15 protein-coding genes are annotated in these 22684 nt (G+C 34.2%); 10 read left to right on the top strand and 5 right to left on the bottom strand.

Annotation, left to right across the window (positions count from 1 at the left end; all coding sequences use genetic code 11):
• Positions 1-154: 154 nt before the first annotated feature.
• Positions 155-1033 (bottom strand): Abi family protein, encoded by an 879-nt coding sequence (locus QGM60_RS06105; RefSeq protein WP_281139351.1) that lies wholly within the window; start codon positions 1031-1033, stop codon positions 155-157.
• 436 nt (positions 1034-1469) lie between these two features.
• Between QGM60_RS06105 and QGM60_RS06110 the strand changes: the two genes are divergently transcribed.
• The 3 genes from QGM60_RS06110 (at position 1470) to QGM60_RS06120 (ending at position 3138) form a co-directional block, all read left to right on the top strand.
• Positions 1470-1637, top strand: coding sequence for a hypothetical protein (locus QGM60_RS06110; protein WP_281139352.1), 168 nt, complete (start codon positions 1470-1472; stop codon positions 1635-1637).
• 296 nt (positions 1638-1933) lie between these two features.
• Positions 1934-2359 (top strand): hypothetical protein, encoded by a 426-nt coding sequence (locus QGM60_RS06115; RefSeq protein WP_281139353.1) that lies wholly within the window; start codon positions 1934-1936, stop codon positions 2357-2359.
• A 137-nt stretch (positions 2360-2496) separates the two neighbouring features.
• Positions 2497-3138 (top strand): DUF6266 family protein, encoded by a 642-nt coding sequence (locus QGM60_RS06120; protein WP_281139354.1) that lies wholly within the window; start codon positions 2497-2499, stop codon positions 3136-3138.
• Positions 3139-3338: 200 nt separating this feature from the next.
• Here QGM60_RS06120 and QGM60_RS06125 read toward each other — a convergent pair whose 3' ends face one another.
• The 3 genes from QGM60_RS06125 to QGM60_RS06135 all read right to left on the bottom strand — a co-directional run bounded on the left by QGM60_RS06125 (position 3339) and on the right by QGM60_RS06135 (position 5785).
• The gene (locus QGM60_RS06125; protein WP_281139355.1) at positions 3339-3872 is read right to left on the bottom strand and encodes a hypothetical protein; all 534 of its coding nucleotides are present in this window, start codon (positions 3870-3872) and stop codon (positions 3339-3341) included.
• Positions 3873-4539: 667 nt separating this feature from the next.
• Entirely contained in the window at positions 4540-5295 is a 756-nt protein-coding gene (locus tag QGM60_RS06130; RefSeq protein WP_281139356.1) for a hypothetical protein, read from the bottom strand.
• A 289-nt stretch (positions 5296-5584) separates the two neighbouring features.
• Positions 5585-5785, bottom strand: a complete 201-nt coding sequence (locus QGM60_RS06135) for a CsbD family protein (RefSeq protein ID WP_281139357.1) — start codon at positions 5783-5785, stop codon at positions 5585-5587.
• Between the two features lie 399 nt (positions 5786-6184).
• On the opposite strand from QGM60_RS06135, the gene QGM60_RS06140 reads away from it, so the two are divergent.
• Positions 6185-6511: an HPF/RaiA family ribosome-associated protein gene (locus QGM60_RS06140; RefSeq protein WP_281139358.1), complete on the top strand. Its 327-nt coding sequence runs from the start codon at positions 6185-6187 to the stop codon at positions 6509-6511.
• 2 nt (positions 6512-6513) lie between these two features.
• Positions 6514-6903, top strand: a complete 390-nt coding sequence (locus QGM60_RS06145; RefSeq protein WP_281139359.1) for a hypothetical protein — start codon at positions 6514-6516, stop codon at positions 6901-6903.
• A gap of 342 nt (positions 6904-7245) precedes the next feature.
• Here QGM60_RS06145 and QGM60_RS06150 read toward each other — a convergent pair whose 3' ends face one another.
• Positions 7246-7830, bottom strand: coding sequence for a hypothetical protein (locus QGM60_RS06150; protein ID WP_281139360.1), 585 nt, complete (start codon positions 7828-7830; stop codon positions 7246-7248).
• A gap of 366 nt (positions 7831-8196) precedes the next feature.
• Between QGM60_RS06150 and QGM60_RS06155 the strand changes: the two genes are divergently transcribed.
• The 5 genes from QGM60_RS06155 to QGM60_RS06175 all read left to right on the top strand — a co-directional run bounded on the left by QGM60_RS06155 (position 8197) and on the right by QGM60_RS06175 (position 22662).
• Entirely contained in the window at positions 8197-8649 is a 453-nt protein-coding gene (locus tag QGM60_RS06155; protein ID WP_281139361.1) for a hypothetical protein, read from the top strand.
• Between the two features lie 259 nt (positions 8650-8908).
• A complete protein-coding gene (locus QGM60_RS06160; RefSeq protein WP_281139362.1) occupies positions 8909-10222 on the top strand; it encodes a hypothetical protein in 1314 nt (437 codons plus the stop codon).
• Between the two features lie 137 nt (positions 10223-10359).
• Positions 10360-11823, top strand: coding sequence for a gliding motility-associated C-terminal domain-containing protein (locus QGM60_RS06165; RefSeq protein ID WP_281139363.1), 1464 nt, complete (start codon positions 10360-10362; stop codon positions 11821-11823).
• Position 11824: 1 nt separating this feature from the next.
• On the top strand, positions 11825-14374 hold the full coding sequence (locus QGM60_RS06170) for a PorP/SprF family type IX secretion system membrane protein (RefSeq protein WP_281139364.1): 2550 nt from the start codon (positions 11825-11827) through the stop codon (positions 14372-14374).
• Positions 14375-14442: 68 nt separating this feature from the next.
• Positions 14443-22662 carry a T9SS type B sorting domain-containing protein gene (locus QGM60_RS06175; protein WP_281139365.1) on the top strand — a complete coding sequence of 2740 codons (8220 nt, stop codon included), beginning with the start codon at positions 14443-14445 and terminating at the stop codon, positions 22660-22662.
• The last annotated feature ends 22 nt before the right edge of the window (positions 22663-22684 follow it).

Below are 22684 nucleotides of genomic sequence, written 5' to 3' on the forward strand. Positions count from 1 at the left end.
GTGCAGTATAAAAAAAACCTAGAGCGTAAAACGTCTAGGTTATTTTAATCTTATTTTATAGTGCTCACATATAGCGGAATGTATAAACGGGCACTTTCGAGTACAAATATACAATTTTAATACCAATATTTATTATGTTAGTTATTATTTAACACTATAAGTCAAATTTGATTTTAGTATTAATAACGTCATGTACTAGATTATTTTCTTTTGCAGCAGTAAATAAATCCTTCAATTCTTGTTCTAACTCATTGGCTCTATTTTTAGAAACCTTGCTTAACATGAATAGCAATAATCTTATAGAAGCATTGAGGTTTGTATTATTATATGTCTTATTTCTATATTTCATATTAGGTATACGCATTATCCCATAAGGTTGTTCATAATCAAAAAGTACGCCATTATGTGAACAAATATTTCTAATATTTATTAATGCACTCAAATAGTTATTAAGCAATTTAATGTCTCTAAATCCATAAATTCCAGCTATTTTCTTTTTGAGTTCTTGGTTTTTTAAATTATTGTAGAAGTTAAATACTTGACCAAAGGTTAAAAACTCAAAAACTTTCCAAGCAGGTGCATAATCTTGATCAGGGTTATTAGCATGGTGCTTTGATAAAGTCTTACTGTTACTTTTTACCTTCTCGTATATTTGGTAAAATTCATCATAGTCTAGTTTATTAATTATTTTTGGTTCTACATACCATGTATTATTGTCGATATAATGGTTTGATGCCTCATATACTAATTGTGTCCTAAAATGTACCTCTATTCTATATATATATCTTAAAAGTTTCATCTTTAAGTCAAAATCAAAATAATAGAGTTTTACAATATCATCTAATGCTACATTTTCATTAAATTCATGTGTGTCTTTATCTTGGTAGTAGTACCAATAAAAACCTAATCTATAATAGCCTATATCTGATAATATTTCTTTTGCTTTTTCAATGTCTTCATTATTGTTTAAAACAAGTCCTCTTTTTACTAACCTGTTTATTTGTTGCTCAACTGTTGTAGCCTTATTTCCCATTTAATATTATAAATAATAGGTTTTGTTTTAAAAGTTCTAAAGATAAGTATTAGGATATTATTTTTTGGTTATTTTAGTTTATTTAGACCTCTTTGTATATTCAATTTTTTTTATTATGTATTAATTATGTCATTTTCGTAATAGTTTATATATTCCACGTTTTACCTTTCCACTTTTCCCCACCACCCAAATCAGCGGTTATAAAAAAATAGGTTTGTAAAGTGCAGTACTACGCCATAGCATATTACTTTTTATCGTACCTCAAAAAATCAATAAGCTATTGTCTAAAAGTCCTGTATAAGTAGCTTGTTTAAATGCTGTTTTATCAAACAACTATTTAAAACGCTACCCATACATACGCTTCATCCATCGCTCAGTACAGTACTAAAACCTATTTTTTTAAGTGTTAATTCCCCAGAAAAGTTATATTTATAGTATGAAACAAATAATTGAAGATTTATTTGATTTATTCTTTCCTCACGATTTAGATGTAAACGGTAATAAAATCGAAAATCCTGAAGGTGATGATTCTTTTGGTACTAAACTTTTCACAATCATTATGCTTGTTATAATAGTAATATTGGCAGGTATAACATTAAATTAATAAAAGATAGCAAATATATGTGGCTTCCTACATCCCACGCTTTAAGGCTATAAAGCTCAAGCCTACGGTTTTTTAAAAAACTTTTTATTACTACTACAAAACAGCTTTAGGCTTAAATTAGAGCAATTTCATTTTCAATAAAATTTTTCAAAAACTTTTTTAAAAAAAGCTTGACAGCCTTACCCACGCCACAAAGCTGAAGGCTTTCTTTTTTTAATTTTTTTCTTTTTCATTTTCAAAAAAAATATGTGTGAGCGTAGCGAACTTTTAATTGGATAGCTATGTCTTATTTTGAAATGAAAACCCACCTAATCGGAAGAACCTACTCGAACCCTCATTTTTTTATCCTAAACAAAGGACTTAACAGCGGAAAACCCCTCTCAAATCCTTGTCCTAACTGTTTTGTAGTAATCACAAAAACCGAAACAGAAAAAAACACGCTATTTCACTTATCTATGATGTTGCAAATAGGCGGTTTTTACGCTTATTATTTAAAAGGTAGTGTTATTCCGTTTATTTCTGTAGATGATTGCAGAAACACGCTTAAAAAAGGCTTCAAATCCTCTCATAATGTCAGCGACCAGATGCAAAAACACATCAAAGCGGTTGAGGTTATCAATAAAAAGGAAAAAGAGCTTCAAAATGTCATTGATAAAATGGCAGTTTTAAAGGTTGCATATATCCGTAATTGTTTCAAACTAATGCAAAGTAAAGAAGCCTAATGCAAAGGCATCAGACAAGCCTAAAACAGTAACAAAATGGCATAATTCTCGTTATATTAGTAACGAAAAGAAGGTTTAAAAGCAATGTCAAGTCCGTACCAAGTCCGAACGAATATTAATTTTAAATTGTTATAAAAATGGGAAAAATTCCACAGGGTATTTTAGGAAGCTTATCGGGTAAGGTAGGTAGTATTATTGGCGGTAGTTGGAAAGGTATTGACTACATAAGAATTAAGCCAGCAAGCGTGGCGAATCCACGTACAGAAGGACAGGTAAATCAGCGTAATAAGTTTACTATTACATTGGAGTATCTTCAAGCGACAAGCGATTTTATTAAAGTTGGATATAAGGCTTTTGCTGTTAAGAAAACAGAATTTAATGCTGCAATGTCTTATGTATTAAATAATGCAGTAGGAGGCATCGCACCTAACTTTACAATCGATTATTCTTTAGCTTTATTAAGTAGAGGTTCTTTGTCAAGTGTTTTAAATGGTTCAACCGATTTAGCAACACCAGGACAAGTAACTTTTGATTGGGATGATAACTCGGCAGAGGGTAATGCAAATGCAACCGATAAAGCGATGGTATTAGTTTACAATCCAAGTAAAAAAGAATCTGTATCAATTCTTGATGGTGCTGATAGAACTGTAGGTTCTCAAGTAATTACTATACCAAGTACCTATGCGGGAGATACTGTAGAGCTATTTATGGCATTTGTTTCTGCTGATGGTACACAAGTATCGAATAGTGTGTATTTAGGCTCTGGTACGGCAGCTTAATAACTTTAAGTTTAAATACATATTGAAAACCGTTTCTATTAATTTAGAAGCGGTTTTTTTATATCTTTAGATCACTTCAAATGATAGGTTAAAATGTTATACCTATGTTGTACCCTTTCTAAATTAATCTTTTAAAACCCTTTATTTATAGGGGTTATTTGAATTAATTAATATAATACATTGTTAGCTACAGTTTTTTATCAAAATCCAGAACTCAATTTTTCCGTTTTTCCAATTATAACATTCGATTCAGCTTTGCCTTTTGAAATTCCAAAGTAAATTGTTCCTACAGAATAAAACGCTTTCTTTCCATACCAAGTGACGCTAATATTTCCACTATTATCGTCTGAATCCACTTCGTCAAATTTTCCAAAAACTCTCATAAACGTTTCTCTTGTTTTATCTGAAAAACTCAGTGCATTTTGATAGAAATTATTACCTGTAAATACTTTGGTAATCATTATCATAACTAATGAGCTATTTTTGTCGAAATATAGAATAATTGCATCATATTCATAATCAAAAACTTTATATAAATCGCTATCATATGGTCTGTAACGATAAGCTTTTAATCCATCATCCAAGTTTTGAAATAGTTCTAAATTGCTGAAAGAACTTTTTTGAGTTCCAAGTTTTATTGTTTTGAATCCATTTTTTTCATCAATAAGGCTTTTCTGTGAGTAAACAGAATTTGAAATCGTAATTAATAAAATCAGGTAAATAATTTTCTTCATAATGTTTGGTTTAAATTGTAGCTAACGTTAAAGGCTATGTACAGTATTAGCGACGGTGTGAACCAGAAATGCGCAGCATTTTAACACCGCACCGCTTTATCACAATGGACATGCTACTATTGTATATAGCCCTTGTTAAGTGTAGTAAATATAGTGCAATTATTTCAAAGCCGTAAAATGGCTGGTGCGCTTATTTACGCAGTCACGATTCGAGCATAATTTAGTCTCACAGTTTGGTTTGCACCGCCTTTAAATCATGCAATATGTACAGGTATATGTTGTCGTTATTTAAAGGCAAAGTCGCTTGTAGAATTAAAAAAAAGTGCCGAAGCCTTGATTTTCTCAAAAAAATCCACGACCTTCTACCAAGTTTTTAATACGAAACCTCGTATTTGATAGTGTAACTCTCACACGATTTATCGATAAAACTTGAAGCTCTGGTTCAACCAGAGTTCAACCACTTTTTTTCCTTCTTCTTGAAACGACTTTTGCTAACAAAACTTTGACCAATTTTCGAAGAAGTTATTGCACTTAACGGTTTTGTGTATGGCTCGTTGCGGAAAATCAGCTATGATTTTCCGCCGTAACCGAAAGATAGCAAATTGCAATGAATTCCGATTAGGAATTCAGCCGCAATGAGCTATACACGTTGTTGTGCTTTCGTTATTTATTCATTTAAGTCATAGTCTTTGTAAGAGTATTCTATGATTTGATTAACATTTTCTTTAAGACTCTTTAAACGCATATTGAAGTTCACAATATTATAAAGGTAGTCATCTATTATATTTTCAAACTCAATGTCATAAAAAATCAGATACTTGTCAATTTCTATAGTGGAAGATTCTTTCCATTGAAGTACGCCATAGGCATCTATATTCTTTAGAGGATATCGTTTCATCAAATACTTGAGTAAATATTCATCTTTTTCAGAAACATTTTTTCCAGTAAAGGCAATCCTATTTCTTTTTTGCGTCCATTCTACGATTAACTTTTTTAAAGAATCGTTTTTAATTTTTTGAAGCTTATTGGATTGTAATATTTCTAAAATAGAATTTTCAGTAACCTCGAGATTTCCATTTTCAAAAATATCAAATAGAAGTTTGTCTGTGTTTTCATTCGTAAGCAATTCGCGCTCCAAATTCATTAGATTAATTAGGCGTTTCGCAGTTTCTATTACACTATCATTTGCTTTTATAGCTTTAGATATTATTTGCTCATTAATGGTAAACTCCGCATGTAAATTTTCTAAAGATTTTTGTAATTCTTGATTGTCAACCCTGTTTGTATTCCAATTATTGACTTGAAGTGCAATTAAAATTCCAATCACTACAAGTATAATTTCACCAATGGCATATTTAAAGTACTTTCCGGTTTTACCTTTTGAAAGTAAATCTTGTCTTCTTTTTCTAAAGAATTTTATCATTGGTTAGCGGTTGGTTTTAATGAAGCACAACACGTAAATAAGTCTGTATTTACGTCTTTTTTTTGCTAATATATAATTTAATGCAATAGCTTCACAATCAAAATGATAATTAATTTTTAGTGTCATGCATTTTGTATAACATTTTTACTATTTTTATACGAGTTGTTATACAAAATGCACGTATGTGCTTTAGACACTATACATCTTTAAAATCATCAAAAAAAAAATCTTGCCATAAGCAAGATTTTTTCTCTCTAAACAAACTAACTAAGTTATAAACTTTAGTAAACTAGTATTTTAATTCTTCTAAGAACTCATTAATTTTAGACTTAGACTCTCCAGTTTTCTTTTGTATTCTACCTAAGAGCTCATCTTCTTTACCTTCCTTATAATCAAGATCATCATCAGTAAGATCACCCCATTTTTGTTTCAATTTTCCTTTAGCAATATTCCAATTGCCCTCTGCTTTATCTTGCCATGGTTTAGACATAATTCTATAATTTTTAGTTTTTATTGCAAACCTCTCTGATTTGCTATACCATAAAATTACAAGAGCCACACATCAAAAATTGCCGTAATCAATCTATAAGTTAATGCTATCAATAAAACCACGTTAAATAAAACATAAAAAAGAATCCTATCCTTACAAATACATATTAATACAAAAGCCTAACCTCCACCCTATCATACCCATGTCTATCCCGTAGTTATCCCGAGCCTAAGCCGAGGCTCATCCGACGTTACTATAGATTTTTCTTACACAACCAATCCAATAAACAATTACAAATTAGCATTCTAATTAAATAAGGAAACAATTGTAGCATATAAGTCAAAGCACCTTAGCCTATCATCATAACTTTGAAATAACAGATTAAAACAGCAAAAGATTATGGCAGATACAAGTATAAATAAACAACAAGTAATATTTCAATACCACGATGTTAGTGCAAGTGAAGCCATAGAAAGCTTTACAAAAGACAAACTAGAAAATGTTTTCTCACGCTTCGAGTTTGTTACACGAGCAGATGTATTCTTTAAAACAGAAAACACATCCTCAGACGAAACAGGAAAAATATCTGGCATTCGCTTAAGCGCACCAGGTCCTCGCCTATTTGCAGAATCATCTAAAGACGATTTTCAAGCAGCAGTTTCAGAAAGTGTAAAAGAACTATTAAAACAGTTAGAAAAGAGAAAGCAAACAATGAAAACACATTAATTATGGGAATATTTAGCGAAGACGAAAGAGAAATCACCTGTGTTTACAACGGTGAAAATTATACAGACGAACAGACATTAGCATATCTAAAAGCATCAGAAAAAAGCCTTTTAGACATCGATATAACCAAGACGAAAGTCACAGGAACCCAATGGGCAGACTTAGCAAGTCGCTTAAATAAAAGCATCAACAGCCTACTAAACGAGCAAGAAGTTGAAGGCGACCTAAGTGCATTCAACGAAAATGATTGCATTACCTTATTAAGAGAAGAACCTAAAGTTCTTAACGGTGCAATTGTTTTTACTGCTGATAAAGCTAAGCAAGTAAAAAATCCGTCTACGGTATTAGAATTTATTGAAACAGATTCAGAAGGCATACCAAAGCCTTACTGAAACTATTTTTTGATTGGTTGATTTGGTAGTAAAGTCTTATTCATGAAAATGAATAGGGCTTTACTCATTTATTGAACCATTACAAAACACAAAAGCTCTTGATAATTTCAAGAGCTTTTATGAGTTTTTAGAGAATATGTCTTTTGAATGTTTCTTTTTAGCGACCTCTATTGAGGTCAATTACTTTATGTTTCATTCAAAAATCATGATATAAACTTACCTTTAATCTAGAATATAAAAAACAACATTATTAACCTATTGTTTTATTATATTACCAAACAAGCATTGTTTATAACGAGGGTTATTGTAATTGGGTTAATTAATAATTTTTATACTATATAATTAAGAAGCACTTAATACTATATTATGTTGTGCAACAAGTAATCCATCTTTGTTTTCTAACTTCAAAATTCTATTTGGATCACCTTTCTTAGAAATACGCTTTCTGCAACTTTTAGTTAATAACGGATCTTCATCAAATAAAAATGTATCAATAGCATATACATCTTTAGAAGGCTCCTTTACTAAAGGATATATTTGTTGTAGTTGATTATAACGTCTGTCATTACCTGGAACAAATGTATAGAACGTGTATCTTCCTTCTTCATCTGTCTTTACCCAACTTCTATGGAACACATAGCGCTCATCACCTTCTTTTCTTAAATCAAAGTTTCCATTTTCGTCAGCTTGTTCAATATATATTATAACATCTTTAGCTGGAGTTACTCCGTCACTTTGGTACACAACACCTGTTAACTTTAATTTATTAGTTTGAGATCTGTAATCAGGAATAGTGTCACTGTTACTTAATTGTGCCTCTGCTCTATCAAACAATGGGCTCGTAGCTGCATCAAAGTCTTGAGCTAAAAGCGTATTAACAAATAAAAAGAAACACAGAATACTAAAATTACGAATTAGATTTTTCATAGGGCTATACATTTTAGATATGTCAAATTTCTACTATTAAAATCGTAATCCATTAAAAATCATATCAATGCTATTTATTTCCGACTAAATGAAAAAGGATTCAAAAAATTCCGATGAAATGCTACCTTTTTAAAATTTTTCACACAAAATAAATCTCAAAATAAGACTGAAATAATGCCCTAAAAACCGAGTTAAAAGACATGTGTTTTTTATCGGATAATTTTACTTTTCGTCCTTAAAAAGTGTATTTCATCCATAAAATCTGCATTTCATGTGTGTTTTTTTTCAAAAAAAATGTCAAAAAAAGTTGATTTATTTAATAATTTGTATAGATTTGCTTCACTAAGAATAAATAAAAGCCCTAAAATGAAAACAAAACTTACTTTATTCAGTATCCTTTTTTTCTTGATGATTGGTACTAGCTTTGCCCAAAAAAAGGATAAATCGCCAAGTATTATTAGTGGTAAAGTAAATATTTCAAAATATCATAGCCGTGAAGATTTGGAAAAACTTCCAAAAGGCGATCTACTAACATTATACATAGAGCGTATTGAAGTAATTGTTAATATTTTACCAAATATTGCTTTCGCAACAAAGCCAGGAGTTACTATGGCTTCTTTAGGTATACCAGAAACAAAAGATAACACTAAGGCTTTAGAAGAAAATATTGAAGCTTCTGAGACTTATTTTGATAAAGCGATAGAGTTTCAAAAGAAGATTTTACCTTATTCTGACACAACAGATTTAATTGCTGCTATTTTGTTCTACGAATCAACTTTAAAAGCACTACATACTTACGAAGATTTTAAAAGAGATTAACTCAAATTATCTCAACATATACTTAAAAACCCAAGCCTTTTTGCTTGGGTTTTTTTATTCATTTCAAACTTAAAATTTACACACTTAACTGATAATAGTATTTTATTAATCGATAAAAAGAATTTTTTTGTAAGAATTTTAAGTTTTTTTATATTAATACATGTATTTCATCGATAAATTTTGTGTTTCATAGGTATTGTTTTTATGTTTGGTCTAATAGTTTAAAACGCCCTTTAATCTAATAATGAATTTGACTACTATGAAAAAAATTACTTTAACTAAAATTCTTTTATTATTTGTGTTTTGTGGAAGCTTTGCACAACAGGAAAAAGGAATTACCGGTTACAACAATTGGCTAAACTCTTGGACAGATTTTAAGCCTAATCAAACAGAATATGGTGAGCCTACTCAGATATTGAGTGGTGATATCACTGAGAATACAACGTTAACAAAAAGAAACACCTACCTTCTACTGGGTGAAGTTTACGTTACTAACGAAGCAACTCTTACAATTGAGCCTGGAACAGTAATCCTTGGTGATTTTAAAACCAAAGGTTCTCTTATTATAAGTAGAGGTTCAAAAATCATTGCAGATGGAACTGCTACTGACCCTATAGTGTTTACTTCTAATAAAAGTGATAAGAAACAAGGTGATTGGGGAGGTATTTTCCTTCTAGGAAATGCTCCAATAAATATTTTCGGAGGAATATCTTCTTTAAATTATGGATTAAAACCTTCGTCAACTGAAAACATAAGCTACGGTGGTGACGATGCTTACAGTAACTCTGGTGTATTAAAACATGTTAGAATTGAATATGCTGGAAAACGAACTGTTGGTCACGAAGACTTTAGTGGTATTACTTTCGCTGGTGTAGGTATAAAAACATCAATATTTAATGTTATGGTAAGCTACTCACAAGGAAATTCCTTCAATGTTCTTGGTGGTGAAGTGTTACTAGAGCAAGCAGTATCTTTTAGATCTAGTAAAAATGATTTTAAATTTAATCACGGAGCACAAGCTAATATTTATAATTCTTTAGCAGTTAGATCTCCTTACATTTCTAGTCCTGATGGCTCTAAATGTTTACACGTTAGTTCTTATAACATTAAGGAAGATGCTGATGCTTCAAAAAAAGAAACTCTTGTTAAAGCAGAAAACTTAACGCTTATGAATGTGAGCAACGATATTAAATACGATATAAGTGTTGGTCTTGTTCAAGAAGCTATTTATGTTGGTCCTGATGTATCTTTCTCAATTGATAAAAGTGTAATTTCTGGATTTAATCCAGCTGTAATCTTAGATGAAAGAATTGCTATCAATAACGATAACCTAGCCAAAATACAGTTTACAAATACGTACTTCAATAACTGTAAAGGAAACATTTTCAAAAAAGGACAAACCAATAACGACGACTTAGAAAGTTGGTATGGTAGTAGAGCTTTTGATAATGTATATTCAAAAGGTCCTGATTCTGAAACATTCATCGACTCTGACAATAGTAGAAAACCAGACTTTAGATTAAAAGTAAATGGTATCATTGCTTCTAATGATAACTTTGACGATGAAGATTAGAAAAAAACTCTCATTTTCCTACTAAGAGAGCAAATGAGATTCATAGCAATTCAAATTAAATTTTTAATATGAATTGCTATGAATCATAAAAGAAATCCTTTAAGCTTATAAGCCTAGAAAACTACAATCCCAAAAAAATGTCCCAACCTATTAACCTAAACAAACTTATAGTTGTTCTGTGTGTTCTTGTTTCAATTTTATCTGAACAAGTAACAGCTCAGATAGTAATTGGTTCTCCTAATTTAGGGTTTAGTCAGGCATGTGCAAGTGAATCTTTCAACACCTATAACACTACATTTGTATTTTCACCAGAAAATGGGATAGACAGTTCTAATCAATTTATAATTGAAATGTCTAATCCTGATGGAGATTTTTCTGAGGCAGTAACTATTTACACATCTAACGCAGGCGAGGTAACAACGTCGCCAGCAACTTTAACGTTTTCTATACCAGAAACCACTGCAGGAGAAAATTATAGAATACGTATAAAAAGTACATCACCAGTAGCAACAAGTTCTGGTTCAACTTCTTTTGCAGCTTATTATAAACTTCAGGATTCACCTTTTACAATCAATAATTTAGTATCCACAGGAGCATTTTGTACAGGCGGTAGTTATCTGCTTACAATAGACAATCCTGGTACTGGATCTAATGATTCTCCTTTAAACTATCCTTCATTAACCTTTAACTGGTTCAGAGAAACTGGACCAACAACTTCTGTATTTGTAGCTGAAGGGCCTACTCTAGCGGTAAGTGAAGAAGGCACTTATTTTGTTGAAACTAATTACGGTACATGTACGTCAAATTCATTTTCTAACCGTGTTACAATTAGTGAAGCAACCTCTGGAGAGGCTAACGCTACTATTGCTTCTAGCTTAGGTAATCCTTTTTGTCCTGAGCAAGGTCTTACAACTTTGAGTACTATTGGTGGTAACAGCTATCAATGGTACAAAGACGGAGCTATAATTCCTGATGCTATAAGCCAAATGTACCAAACAAGTGAGTCTGGGACTTATTCAGTTCAAGTAGATTTAGGTGATTGTTCTGCTTCTGGCTCTATTGATTTGGTCAGCGAATTATTTGAAAGTTCTATAAATGTTCCTGAAATCAATGAAATGTTTGAAGACGAAACTCTTTTTGTTGAAGTCACTTCTACAGCTACAGCTCCTATCTATGAGTGGTATTTAGAAGGTTCATTAATACCAAGTGCTACAGAAGCTACTTATGAAGCTACAGATTTTGGAACATATTCAGTGGTTATAACAGAGACTGTAGGTTGTGAAGCTTCAGTTGAATATGAATTTATAATTGAAGAGGCTTTAGACTTATTCCCAGATGTAGAAAAAATACCTAATATGATAAGTCCTAATGGAGATACTATTAATGATACTTGGGTGATTCCGCAGCAATATGTAAGTGGAACAGACACTGAGGTTATTATTATGACCAACCAAGGAAAAATTGTATTGCAAACCAATGATTATCAAAATAACTGGCCAGAAAACGATTTGAATTTAACCAGTGTTAATCAAGTTTACTACTATATAATAACAACATCAAACAATCAAACTAAAAAAGGCTCAATAACTGTAGTAAAGTGATATGAAAGAATATTTATTAGTCATATTATTATGTATCTGTTTCTCGCAACTTTTGCAAGCGCAAGAAGATGACGGAGTAGTTGCGTTTAATTTACCTACAAGAAATTCTTTAACCTTCAATCGCTTTGCTATAAACCCAACATTTAGTTTTGTTAGAGAACAAACAAAATATATCACAGTATACAACAAAAGAGAATGGGTACAATTTGAAGATGCACCACTCACCTACCTTGCTGCCTATTCTGGTAGATTTAGTGAAAACATAGGTGCTGGTGCAAGTGTTTTTCAGCAAAACTATGGTGTACTTACAACTTTTGGTGGAGTATTAAACTTTGCTTACAACGCAAGATTAGGACGCGATAACAATCTTACTTTTGGTCTTAATGTTGGTGCTTACAGTAGTGGTGTTAACACTTCTAATGTAGTTACAAACTTTGCAGATCCAGCATTAGAAAATGTACCTTCAAATTTTTTGCTAACTATTAATCCTGGTATCAATTTCGGTACTGAGTTTTTAGATTTTGGGGTTTCTGTAAGCAACCTCGCGCTGTATAATCTTAACACTTCAGAACTTATTCAAGATAATCCACAACAAGGCTTACAAGCACATATGCTTTATACGGGTTATATGGATAGTAGAGGTTTTTTTGATGAAAGTAAGTTTTCTGGTATGATAAAATCAGAATTTCAAAAAGATGAAACTATTATCTCTGGTATAGCAATGCTTACAGTTCCTAAAGGAATTTGGGGACAAGTAGGTTATAATACTTTATATGGTGTTTCAGGTGGTTTAGGGTTGAATATTACTGAACAGATTGCAATTGAATACAACTATGAGACACCTATTGGTGGTGATTTAGGTGAATTTGGTCCTTCACACGAAATCACTTTGGCCTACCGATTCAAAAATGATAACTATTACAATTATGGTAATGATGATGAAGTGACTGGTATTTTTTCAAATGGAAACAAGAAAAGAAGACGTCGTGTAGTTAAGTCTTCTAATACAAAATCTCGAAATACAAATTTACTTGGTGGGACTTCTAAACCTAAAGCTGAAGAAGATGCTGAAGCTAAGAAGTTGGCTGAGCAAAAAGTAAAAGAAGAGGCAGAAGCAAAACGAATAGCTGAACAAAAGGCTAAAGAAGAAGCTGATAAACAAGCCAAACTATTAGCGGAACAAAAAGCAAAAGAAGAGGCTGAAGCCAAGAAATTAGCTGAGCAACAAGCGAAGGAAGAAGAAGAAAAAGCTAAAGCTATTGCTGAAACTAGAGCTAAAATTTTAGCTGAGCAAAAAGCTAAAGAGGAAGCTGATGAAAAAGCTAGATTATTGGCTGAACAGAAGGCTAAAGAAGAAGCCGAAGAACAAGCTAAACTATTAGCAGAACAAAAAGCTAAAGAGGAAGCTGAAGAACAAGCTAGATTATTAGCAGAACAAAAGGCTAAAGAGGAAGCTGAGGAACAAGCTAGACTATTGGCAGAACAAAAAGCTAAAGAAGAAGCTGAAGAACAAGCTAGATTATTAGCTGAACAAAAGGCTAAAGAGGAAGCTGAAGAACAAGCTAGACTATTGGCAGAACAAAAAGCTAAAGAAGAAGCCGAAGAACAAGCTAAATTATTAGCAGAACAAAAGGCTAAAGAGGAAGCTGAGAAACTAACTAATGAAGAGTTAGTTACTAAACCTACTGATGATTTAGGCAAATCTATGCAAGCCATAGCTAAATCTACAGAAGCTTCTAAAGAGCAACAAAATGATTTAATGGATAGATATAATGATATTATTAACATTAAAGACGAAGACCTTAAGGCGCTTAAAGAAGAGAATGATTTAAGTGATCAAGGTATTAAAGTTCAACCTAGACCTTTCAAAAGTGTTACAGCTGAGAATAATGAGCTTAATGCAATCAAGTCTGAATTAGACAAAATTATTGAAGAACGTAACAAAGAAATTAAAGATTTAGAAGAGCTTTATGACGAACGTATTGCTAATACAGAATTGGACGAAGTCAACCTATTCTACAAGAAAAAAATAGATCGTTTAAAAGATGAACAGTTAAAAGCTATAAAAACAAGATCTCAACTTGAAACTAAACTTGAAGAAATTAGAGTTGCGACAGAGTTTGAAAAGAGACGTAGAATAAAACGTGCAGCTTTTGACAATGAAGAAGATAGATACGCTCAAGACAGAGCTGCGTTAGAAAGAATAAAACGCACAACAGAAACAAAAGAAACACCATATACTGCTGAAGATTTTGATTATGGTGAAGAACTTGGAAATAATATAAAAATACTTAAAAACATTAAAAATGTAGAAAGTGGTTACTACCTTATAATTGCTGTGCATAGCAACCCTCAAAAACGAAACGAGTTTGTTACTAAAGTTGTAGAGTCCGGAAGATCTGATGTTGACTTCTTCCATGATGTTGCAACAAGTAAATACTATATCTATTATGAAAAATATGATAGTATACAAAGTGCAAACAATGCATTAAAATCAAAAGGAAATAGACCATACAATGGAAAAATGTCGATAGTGAAGATTGAAAATTAAATAGAAGTTAAGCGCTCTTCACTTCTTTAAGCCCCAAAGAAGAAGTGAGGATTTAAAAATAGATAATCATGAAAAAACCTACTTTTTCTAGAATTACAATAGTTGTAGTAATACTATTATTGGGACAACTAACTTTTGCACAAAACCTCGTACCGTTTTCTCCGAGATTTGATGAAGCATTAAAAGGAGACATCCTTTTAATCGGAAACAGCAATGTGGGCTTGCACCCTACCAATCCTTACAATGGAAATGCCACAAACGACTGGACTAACGCAGCAGTACATGTAGATATTGACGGAGATCCAAGTACCTTCAATTCCAGTAGTGCCGATTTAGATGTACCAAGTGATAATGGCTGTTATCAAATCGTATATGCTGGTTTATATTGGAGTTCAGTAGTCGATGGTGACTCACCTATTTCAGATGTTAAATTTAAAGTTCCTGGAGGATCTTATGTCGATATAACTGGTACAGAAATATACTATCAAAATGCTCCTAATGATTATCAGTCTAACACATTTGCATATTATCACGATGTAACTGATATGCTAACAGCACTACCTGATCCTGAAGGAACATATACAGTTGCAAACATATCTTCATTAGTTGGTCCAAGACCAAATTCCGAAGGTTTATCCGCTGGTTGGTCTTTATTTATTGTATATGAAGACCCTTTAATGCCTGCACAATACATTACTTCGTTTGATGGTTTTACAAAGATTACAAGTGTTATTAATGAAACTTTTCCTGTGAGTGGTTTTAACACTATTCCTGTAGGCCCTGTACGTGCTAAATTTGCATTTAGTACTATTGAAGGTGATAGAAGCTATACTGGTGATTATTTAAGGTTAAACGGAACAACAATTAGCGCAACTAATAATGCAGGAACAGTAATAAGACCAGGAAACAACTTCTTTAATAGTTCGGTTTCTGATATTGATCCAGCTACCAATACACCTGAATTATTCACAGATCGAAACCCAAGTAGTACAAACACACTTGGTTTTGATGCTGGTATAATAAACATTCCAAACCCAGGAAATACACTTATTGCTAATAATGCCACGAGTGCTAATATAAGCTTAGGTAGTAACCTTGATATCTACTATTACTATTTCAGTGCTTTCGCTATTGAAATTATAGCACCTAATATTGTACTTACTAAAATAGTTGAAGATGATGCTGGTAATGATATTGGTGGTCAACTCGTTGGACTAGGTTCATCTCTAAACTATATTATAGGTTTTCAAAATACAGGAAATGATGATGCTACTAATTTAACAATTAGAGATATTCTTCCTATTAATATAGTTTATAACCATCCTACAGATTTAGTTTTACCACCAGGTGTAACTGTTCAGAGTTATGATCCTGTTACAAGAGAATTAATTTTTGACATTGATGAATCTCTAGTTGAGGAAAATGATCCTGTTTATGAAATTAGAATAAATGCGCAGGTAGTTGATGATTGTGGACAATTAGCAGATGCTTGTTCTAACGTTATTAATAACCAAGCTTATGCTACGTATCAAGGAACCATAAATCCTGATTTTACAATTACTGATGATCCTAGTGTTAATAGTAATACAGGATGTTTAGTAACTCCTCAAGCCACTAATTTCTTAGCTGATTTAGATTGTACATTTGAAGAAGAGCATGTTTTATGTGGTGAAAGCTTAGAACTCACGGCTGCTGATGGATATGATTCTTATGCTTGGTCAACAAGTCCAACAGGAACACCTGTAATAGGTACATCGCAAACCATAACTGTTACAGACACAGGAACGTATTATTCTTACAACACAGCTATCGCACCTTGTCAGTCTATAGTACAAGAATATAATGTACAACTTTATGGCAATGATACTACAAACCCTGTAATACCTTATGCTGATGAGGTTGTTATATGTCCTAATGACGGAAAAGAACTACCAAACATCTTCTTATGTGGTGCTGATGATTTTGTGTTTATTGAAACAAACATTGCTGATTCTACAAACATAACTTGGGAAATATTAGATGAAACAAGTTGTGCTGCAGTTTCTGATCCTGATTGTGCTAATGAAGATGATTCTTGTGTTTGGAATACAGTTCCACCAAGTGAATCTGGTTTATTTGTTGACACAGCTGGTCAATACCGTATTACAATTAACTATCCTGGTGGATGTTTCGTACAATTCTATTTTAATGTTTACGAAAACTTATTAGACCCTACCGTAGTTTCTGAAGATATTATCTGTACTACAGATGGTAGTATTACAGTGAATAACGTACCTAGTGGTTATGAATACAGTCTTGATGATGTCAATTATCAATCTAGTAATGTGTTTTCTATTCCAAATCCTGGAACCTACACTGTTTACATTAGACAAACTGGCGTAACAACCAACCCTTGTGTTTTTACAGTTCCAGATGTTCAAGTTTTAGCAAGAGAATTCACTGCAAGCCATACTGTAACACAACCTATATGTAATGGTGAAATGGGTAGTATACATTTAGCCATTAATGATGTTGACCCACAATATACTTTCACACTATATAGTGGAGGAACATTAGTAAATACAGTTGGACCTATTACGGATAACAGCTACACTTTTGAAAATCTAAATCCAGGAACTTACACAGCTACCTTAGAAACAGAAAACGGCTGTATCTTCTCAGAAGACATTACTATCATAGAGCCACCGCTTTTAACAGTGACTGCTGCTGTAACTGTGCCATTAACCTGTACCGATGGTGAGATTACCATATATCCTGATGGTGGAACACCACCATACTATTACTTCATCAATAGTACTACGGATTTCCAATCGGTACCACAATATGTGGTTACAGCACCTGGAACTTATGACATAACTGTTGTAGATTCTAACAACTGTAGTGCTAGTACAACCATAACTGTGGACAGTCTTCCTGAACCAGAATTCAATATCTCTACTACCGATATTCTTTGTGGTGATCCTGGTGATACAGGTGTATTGACCGTTAACGTTACCAATGCTAATGGCTATGGGATCCAGTACAGTATCGATGGTGGAACAACTTTCACTAGTTCCAACACCTTTAATGGGCTTACAGCTGGTGACTATGATGTCGTATTACAATACAACACAGGTAGTTCAATTTGTGTCACAGATCCACAGACAGTTACCATAACTGCCAACACGGCTATATCAGGAACTGCTGAGCTATCAGCACCTTTTACCTGTCTAGACTCGGGAACCATTACGGTAACTACCGTAACTGGCGGTGACGCTCCTTATGAATATAGTATTGACGGTATCAACTTTCAAACTAGTAATACCTTCACGGGACTAACCCAAGGAAATTATACCATTACGGTTAGAGATACCAATAACTGTACATCGATTACTAATGAAATTACCGTTGCGGCTTTAAATCCGCCAACGGATATGGAATTCACGGATTCTGGTGTCACCTGTCCTACCAATACTACTGATGTTACTATTACATCGGTAACCAATGGTGTTGGAAATTTAGAATACCAGATCATTGCTCCTGCTGCTGCAGCTACAGCTTACCAATCCTCAAATGTTTTCACAGGATTGGAACCAGGAACATACACTTTCCAAGTAAGAGATGAAAACGATTGTACCTACAGTGAATCGTACACTATAGACCCTATCCCATCTCCTACCCTTAATGTGGTTTTAACAGAGGACTTGGATTGTACGGCTTCACCAGATGCGGTATTAAGCGGAACTATTACAGGACCTGCACCATATACTTATGCTGTTTCTTTTAATGGTGGTACTTATACCGATCTAGGGTCAACAGGTGCTTCTTTTACATATTCAACACCTAATGAAGGGACTTACCAGTTCCAAATCACTGATGCTAATGGCTGTACTGCCGAGTCATCAGAAATTAACGTATTACCATTGTCTTTACCTGCCCTGAGTTTAGTGGCAGAAAGTCAATCTATACTTTGTAATGGTGATAGTAATGGTGCTATTGATGTTACTATTGATACCTCTGTGGGAACTCCTCCGTTTGTGATCAATGTAAACAACGATACTACAAGTACCGACTATGGTACACAGACTTCTGGCTTACCTGCTGGAACATACACGGTAACACTTACCGATGCTAAATCTTGTACGGCTACGGAAACAATTACTATCAGTGAGCCTGATCCTATCAACGTTAACTATAGTGCTGTCGATATTACCTGTGGTGCTGGTGGTGTGTCTCAAGGATCTGTTATCGTGGATTCGGTTACGGGTGGTACGGCTCCTTACAACTATTTTGTAACGGGAACTAATGGCTATTCTAACTCTGAGCTTAATACAACAGGGTCTACATCTGTTAGCTTTGATGTGGTTGATTTCGGACTTTATCAAATTAACGTTGTAGATGCTAATGGCTGTTCTGTTTTAGTTCAGGATGTGCTTGTGGCTTCTCCTCCAACGGATCTAGATATTATTGTTAACTCTACTGTAGATTGTGCTACGGGTGGTGAGGCTGTTGTTAGTATTGGTTCTACTTTAACTAGTGCTGGACCATTCTTCTTCAGCATCTATCAAGGTCCTATTTCTGTTTATCCTAATCCTGCGGGATCATGGATTCCTGAGGATTCTCCAGGTAGTGAATCGGCTACGTTTACAGGACTTACTCCTGGCGTGACTTATACCTTCATTGTGTATGACCAATCTACAAATTGTAGTTATTACGAACCTGCTACGACACCAATACCAACCAATTCAACATTAACGGCTTCGGCGTTAACATCAAACAATATTACTTGTACAGGTAGTGCAGATGGAAATGTATCGTTTACCATAAACAACAGTGCTTCTAGCAGTGTTGATGTTACTTTTGAGATTTTTGATTCTTTAACGTTCAACTCTACTGGTGTTAGTGGTACAGGTAATGTGCCTGCTAATGGAACATTAGATGTATCCGATTTAGGGCCATTACCTTTTGGAAACTACTTTGTGAACATCTCTGAGACTTCTGGAACAAATGCTGGTTGTGGTGTAATTACTGAAACATTTAACATTACAGAGTCTGCCTTCTTATTAGAATTAGCGGTTTCGGTTGATCAGAGTGCTAATTGTGAGCCTAGCTCTGGTATGGTGAGTGCGGTGGCGCAAAATGGTACAGCTCCTTACCAATACCAAATCACAACAAGTGCTACTGCTCCAACTGCTACGGATGCTGGTTGGGCATCAGCAAGTGTATTCAATGTCGATGCTGGTGATTACTATGTTCATGTTATTGATGCTTATGGCTGTATTATATCAAGTCCTTTAACTGTGGTTCCTATGGATCCAACTCCAGTTATTTCTGCGACATTGAACAATCAATGTACGGTAACCGAAGGTAACTTTGAAATCGATGTGACCTTGGATACGGCTGGTATAGCTCCATATAGCTATAGTATTGATGGCGGTGCTTTTCAGACCATGTCTGCTCCGTTTACCATATCAAATCTCTATTCTGGAACTCATACGGTAGAAATACAGGATGCTAATGGTTGTGGTAACTTGGTTTCTGTTGATGTTTTTGCTCCTTTATTCATATCTCCTGAAGCGACGACCTTACCTACTTGTAATAACGACGATGGTGAGATTACATTAACTACTACGGGTGGATCGGGTACTTTCAACTATAGTATGTCTCCAAATCCTGCTTCGGTAAGTTTAAGTGGTAATGTGTTTTCTGGAGTGCCTTCTGGATTATATACGATTACGGTGACTGATGCTGTAACTGGATGTACTGAAGAAACCACTATTTCTTTACCTGAAGCTATCATACCTACATTTACACTAACCCCTAGTGCTGTGACTTGTTTTGGGGACAACTCGGGTGCTTTTGATATTGATATTACAAATTACACTGGTGCCTATACTTATGAGATTTTCGATAGCTCGAACACTTCTATCCTAGGCCCTGTAAATGCTAACACCTCTACAAACCCATTAACGGTTACTGGTATGAATGCTGGTACTTTTACTGTGGTTATCACTGAGACTGATATTCCTTTCTGTTCCAATACTGCTGATGTGGTCATTGCATCACCTACTGAAGCTTTGGCGCTTTCTATATCAGAAACTTCAAATGTAACCTGTAACAACAACGAAGGTACCATCTCTGCTGTTGCTACTGGTGGTTGGGGAAGTTTTGAATATGAATTGACTGGTGACGCTACGGTGGCCTATTCTTCTAATAATTCATTCTCTGGATTATCTGCAGGTACTTATACAGTAAATGTTAGAGATGCTGGTGGCTGTATCGTTTCGGAAACGATAACATTAGTTGAACCAACTCCGATTACGGCGACATTCACTCCTAGTACTACAACCTTAGCGTGTTTTGGTGATCAAGATGCTAGTATCTCCATTACCAATGTTACTGGTGGACAAGGAAGCAACTATAGCTATACTTTGAATACTATTTTACCAACTGCTAGTTCTTCTGGTCCTCAAACGACTAATGTATTTAACAATTTAGGCCCAGGAACTTATTCGGTAACCATTACTGACGGCTATGATTGTGAGTTTACTTCCGTGGATATCGTTATCGGTGAGCCTACTCCTATTGAGGTCAACTTGGTTAGAACGACAACACAGACTTGTTTAACGGAATCTACTTTAACTCTAAGTGCTACTGGTGGTACAGGAACTTATACCTATAGTGACGATAGTAGTTTTACTAACATATTAGGAACTTTTAGTTCATCAACTACATTCTCTGTGCCAGATGGCACGTATTCATACTATGTACAGGATGCTAATGGCTGTATGGCTAATGTTTCCAATGAGATTACTGTTGATCCTTTACCTGAGTTAACCTTAACCTTGGAAGCTTCGAACCTGTTCATTAACTGTTCGGGTGACAACAATGGTTCTATATCTGCAACGGCTCTTGGTGGACTAGGCAACTATGTATACACACTACAAGATGGTGGTGGCAATCCTATTACTGCAACACAGAACAGCCCTGGGTTCTTTACGGAACTTTATGCTGGTGACTATATTGTTTTAGTTGAGAGTGGTGATTGTAGCACAACCTCTGCTCCGATAAGCATTACCGAACCAACGGCTCCTTTAGATGCTACAATAGCAGTCAGCGATGTTAGCTGTTTTGGAAACCAAAATGGCTCGGTAGAGATTACGGCAACTGGTGGAACCGGAACTATAAAATATGCGATATCACCACAGTTGAACCAATTCTTTGATTCTAATGTTTTTGAAAACCTGGCACCTGGTGATTATGAATTGATTGTTCAGGATGAACTTGGGTGTTATCTAACTTTTGATTTTACAGTTGAAGAACCACAACCGGTAATCTTAAGTATTGTGCCAAATTCTATTTTTCCAGAGTTATGTCAAGGCGATCAAACTGGTGAGTTTAGTATTGATATTTCTGGCGGTACAATGCCTTACAGTGTTAGTTTAGATGACTATAGCGGCACTTATACGACTGGTTCGGCAACACAAACGGAGTTTGATTTTACAAATCTTGAAGGTGGTGATCATATCGTTTATGTTAGAGATGCTGAAGGTTGTGAGTCTGAATGGAACATTACCTTCCCTGAGTCGGTTTTTATTAATCCTGAGATTACTATTGAAACGGCCTGTGAGAACAACAATAACATAAGTATCGTAACTGTAACCGTTGACGATTCTATTACGGATACTTCTGAATTGGATTACTCTTTGGATGGCGGAGCTTACCAAACAAGTAATGTGTTTACTAATGTTCCTGTAGGTACGGATCATTTCATCGATGTTAGACATACCAATGGTTGTATACAGACTACCGAATTATTTGATATTGAAGGTTATGACCCTGTAACACTAACTTTTGAAGAAGGTGGCTTAAATGAATTTATCGCTACGGCTTCGGGTGGTACTGGTGATTATACTTATACAATGAACGGTGAAGATTATGGTAGTGAAAATAGCTATATCATCACAGAATCTGGTATCTATACGGTTACTGCTACAGATAGTAGTGGTTGTTCTGCTACGGCTCAGATAGAAATGGAGTTTATTGACATTTGTATCCCGAACTGGTTTACACCGAACGGTGATGGGCAATATGATACTTGGGCACCTGGTTGTACGGAAAACTACCCTAACCTAACCTTTGATATTTTTGATAGATATGGACGTAAAGTAGCGACTTACCGTGTTGGTGAAGTTTGGGACGGTAGATACAAAGGTGCTGAATTGCCTATGGGTGATTATTGGTTCGTGGTAAAAACAAACGATACCATTGATAAGGAATTTGTTGGACACTTTACTCTATACAGGTAATTATATAATAGCTTAAAAATTG

Origin of the sequence: Winogradskyella sp. SYSU M77433 (genome assembly GCF_029911945.1) — a bacterium.
Lineage (GTDB): Bacteria > Bacteroidota > Bacteroidia > Flavobacteriales > Flavobacteriaceae > Winogradskyella.

Coding starts and splice junctions, on each gene's coding strand:
- QGM60_RS06105 (WP_281139351.1), bottom strand. CDS start 1,033: ATGGGAAATAAGGCTACAACAGTTGAGCAACAAATAAACAGGTTAGTA.
- QGM60_RS06110 (WP_281139352.1), top strand. CDS start 1,470: ATGAAACAAATAATTGAAGATTTATTTGATTTATTCTTTCCTCACGAT.
- QGM60_RS06115 (WP_281139353.1), top strand. CDS start 1,934: ATGAAAACCCACCTAATCGGAAGAACCTACTCGAACCCTCATTTTTTT.
- QGM60_RS06120 (WP_281139354.1), top strand. CDS start 2,497: ATGGGAAAAATTCCACAGGGTATTTTAGGAAGCTTATCGGGTAAGGTA.
- QGM60_RS06125 (WP_281139355.1), bottom strand. CDS start 3,872: ATGAAGAAAATTATTTACCTGATTTTATTAATTACGATTTCAAATTCT.
- QGM60_RS06130 (WP_281139356.1), bottom strand. CDS start 5,295: ATGATAAAATTCTTTAGAAAAAGAAGACAAGATTTACTTTCAAAAGGT.
- QGM60_RS06135 (WP_281139357.1), bottom strand. CDS start 5,785: ATGTCTAAACCATGGCAAGATAAAGCAGAGGGCAATTGGAATATTGCT.
- QGM60_RS06140 (WP_281139358.1), top strand. CDS start 6,185: ATGGCAGATACAAGTATAAATAAACAACAAGTAATATTTCAATACCAC.
- QGM60_RS06145 (WP_281139359.1), top strand. CDS start 6,514: ATGGGAATATTTAGCGAAGACGAAAGAGAAATCACCTGTGTTTACAAC.
- QGM60_RS06150 (WP_281139360.1), bottom strand. CDS start 7,830: ATGAAAAATCTAATTCGTAATTTTAGTATTCTGTGTTTCTTTTTATTT.
- QGM60_RS06155 (WP_281139361.1), top strand. CDS start 8,197: ATGAAAACAAAACTTACTTTATTCAGTATCCTTTTTTTCTTGATGATT.
- QGM60_RS06160 (WP_281139362.1), top strand. CDS start 8,909: ATGAAAAAAATTACTTTAACTAAAATTCTTTTATTATTTGTGTTTTGT.
- QGM60_RS06165 (WP_281139363.1), top strand. CDS start 10,360: ATGTCCCAACCTATTAACCTAAACAAACTTATAGTTGTTCTGTGTGTT.
- QGM60_RS06170 (WP_281139364.1), top strand. CDS start 11,825: ATGAAAGAATATTTATTAGTCATATTATTATGTATCTGTTTCTCGCAA.
- QGM60_RS06175 (WP_281139365.1), top strand. CDS start 14,443: ATGAAAAAACCTACTTTTTCTAGAATTACAATAGTTGTAGTAATACTA.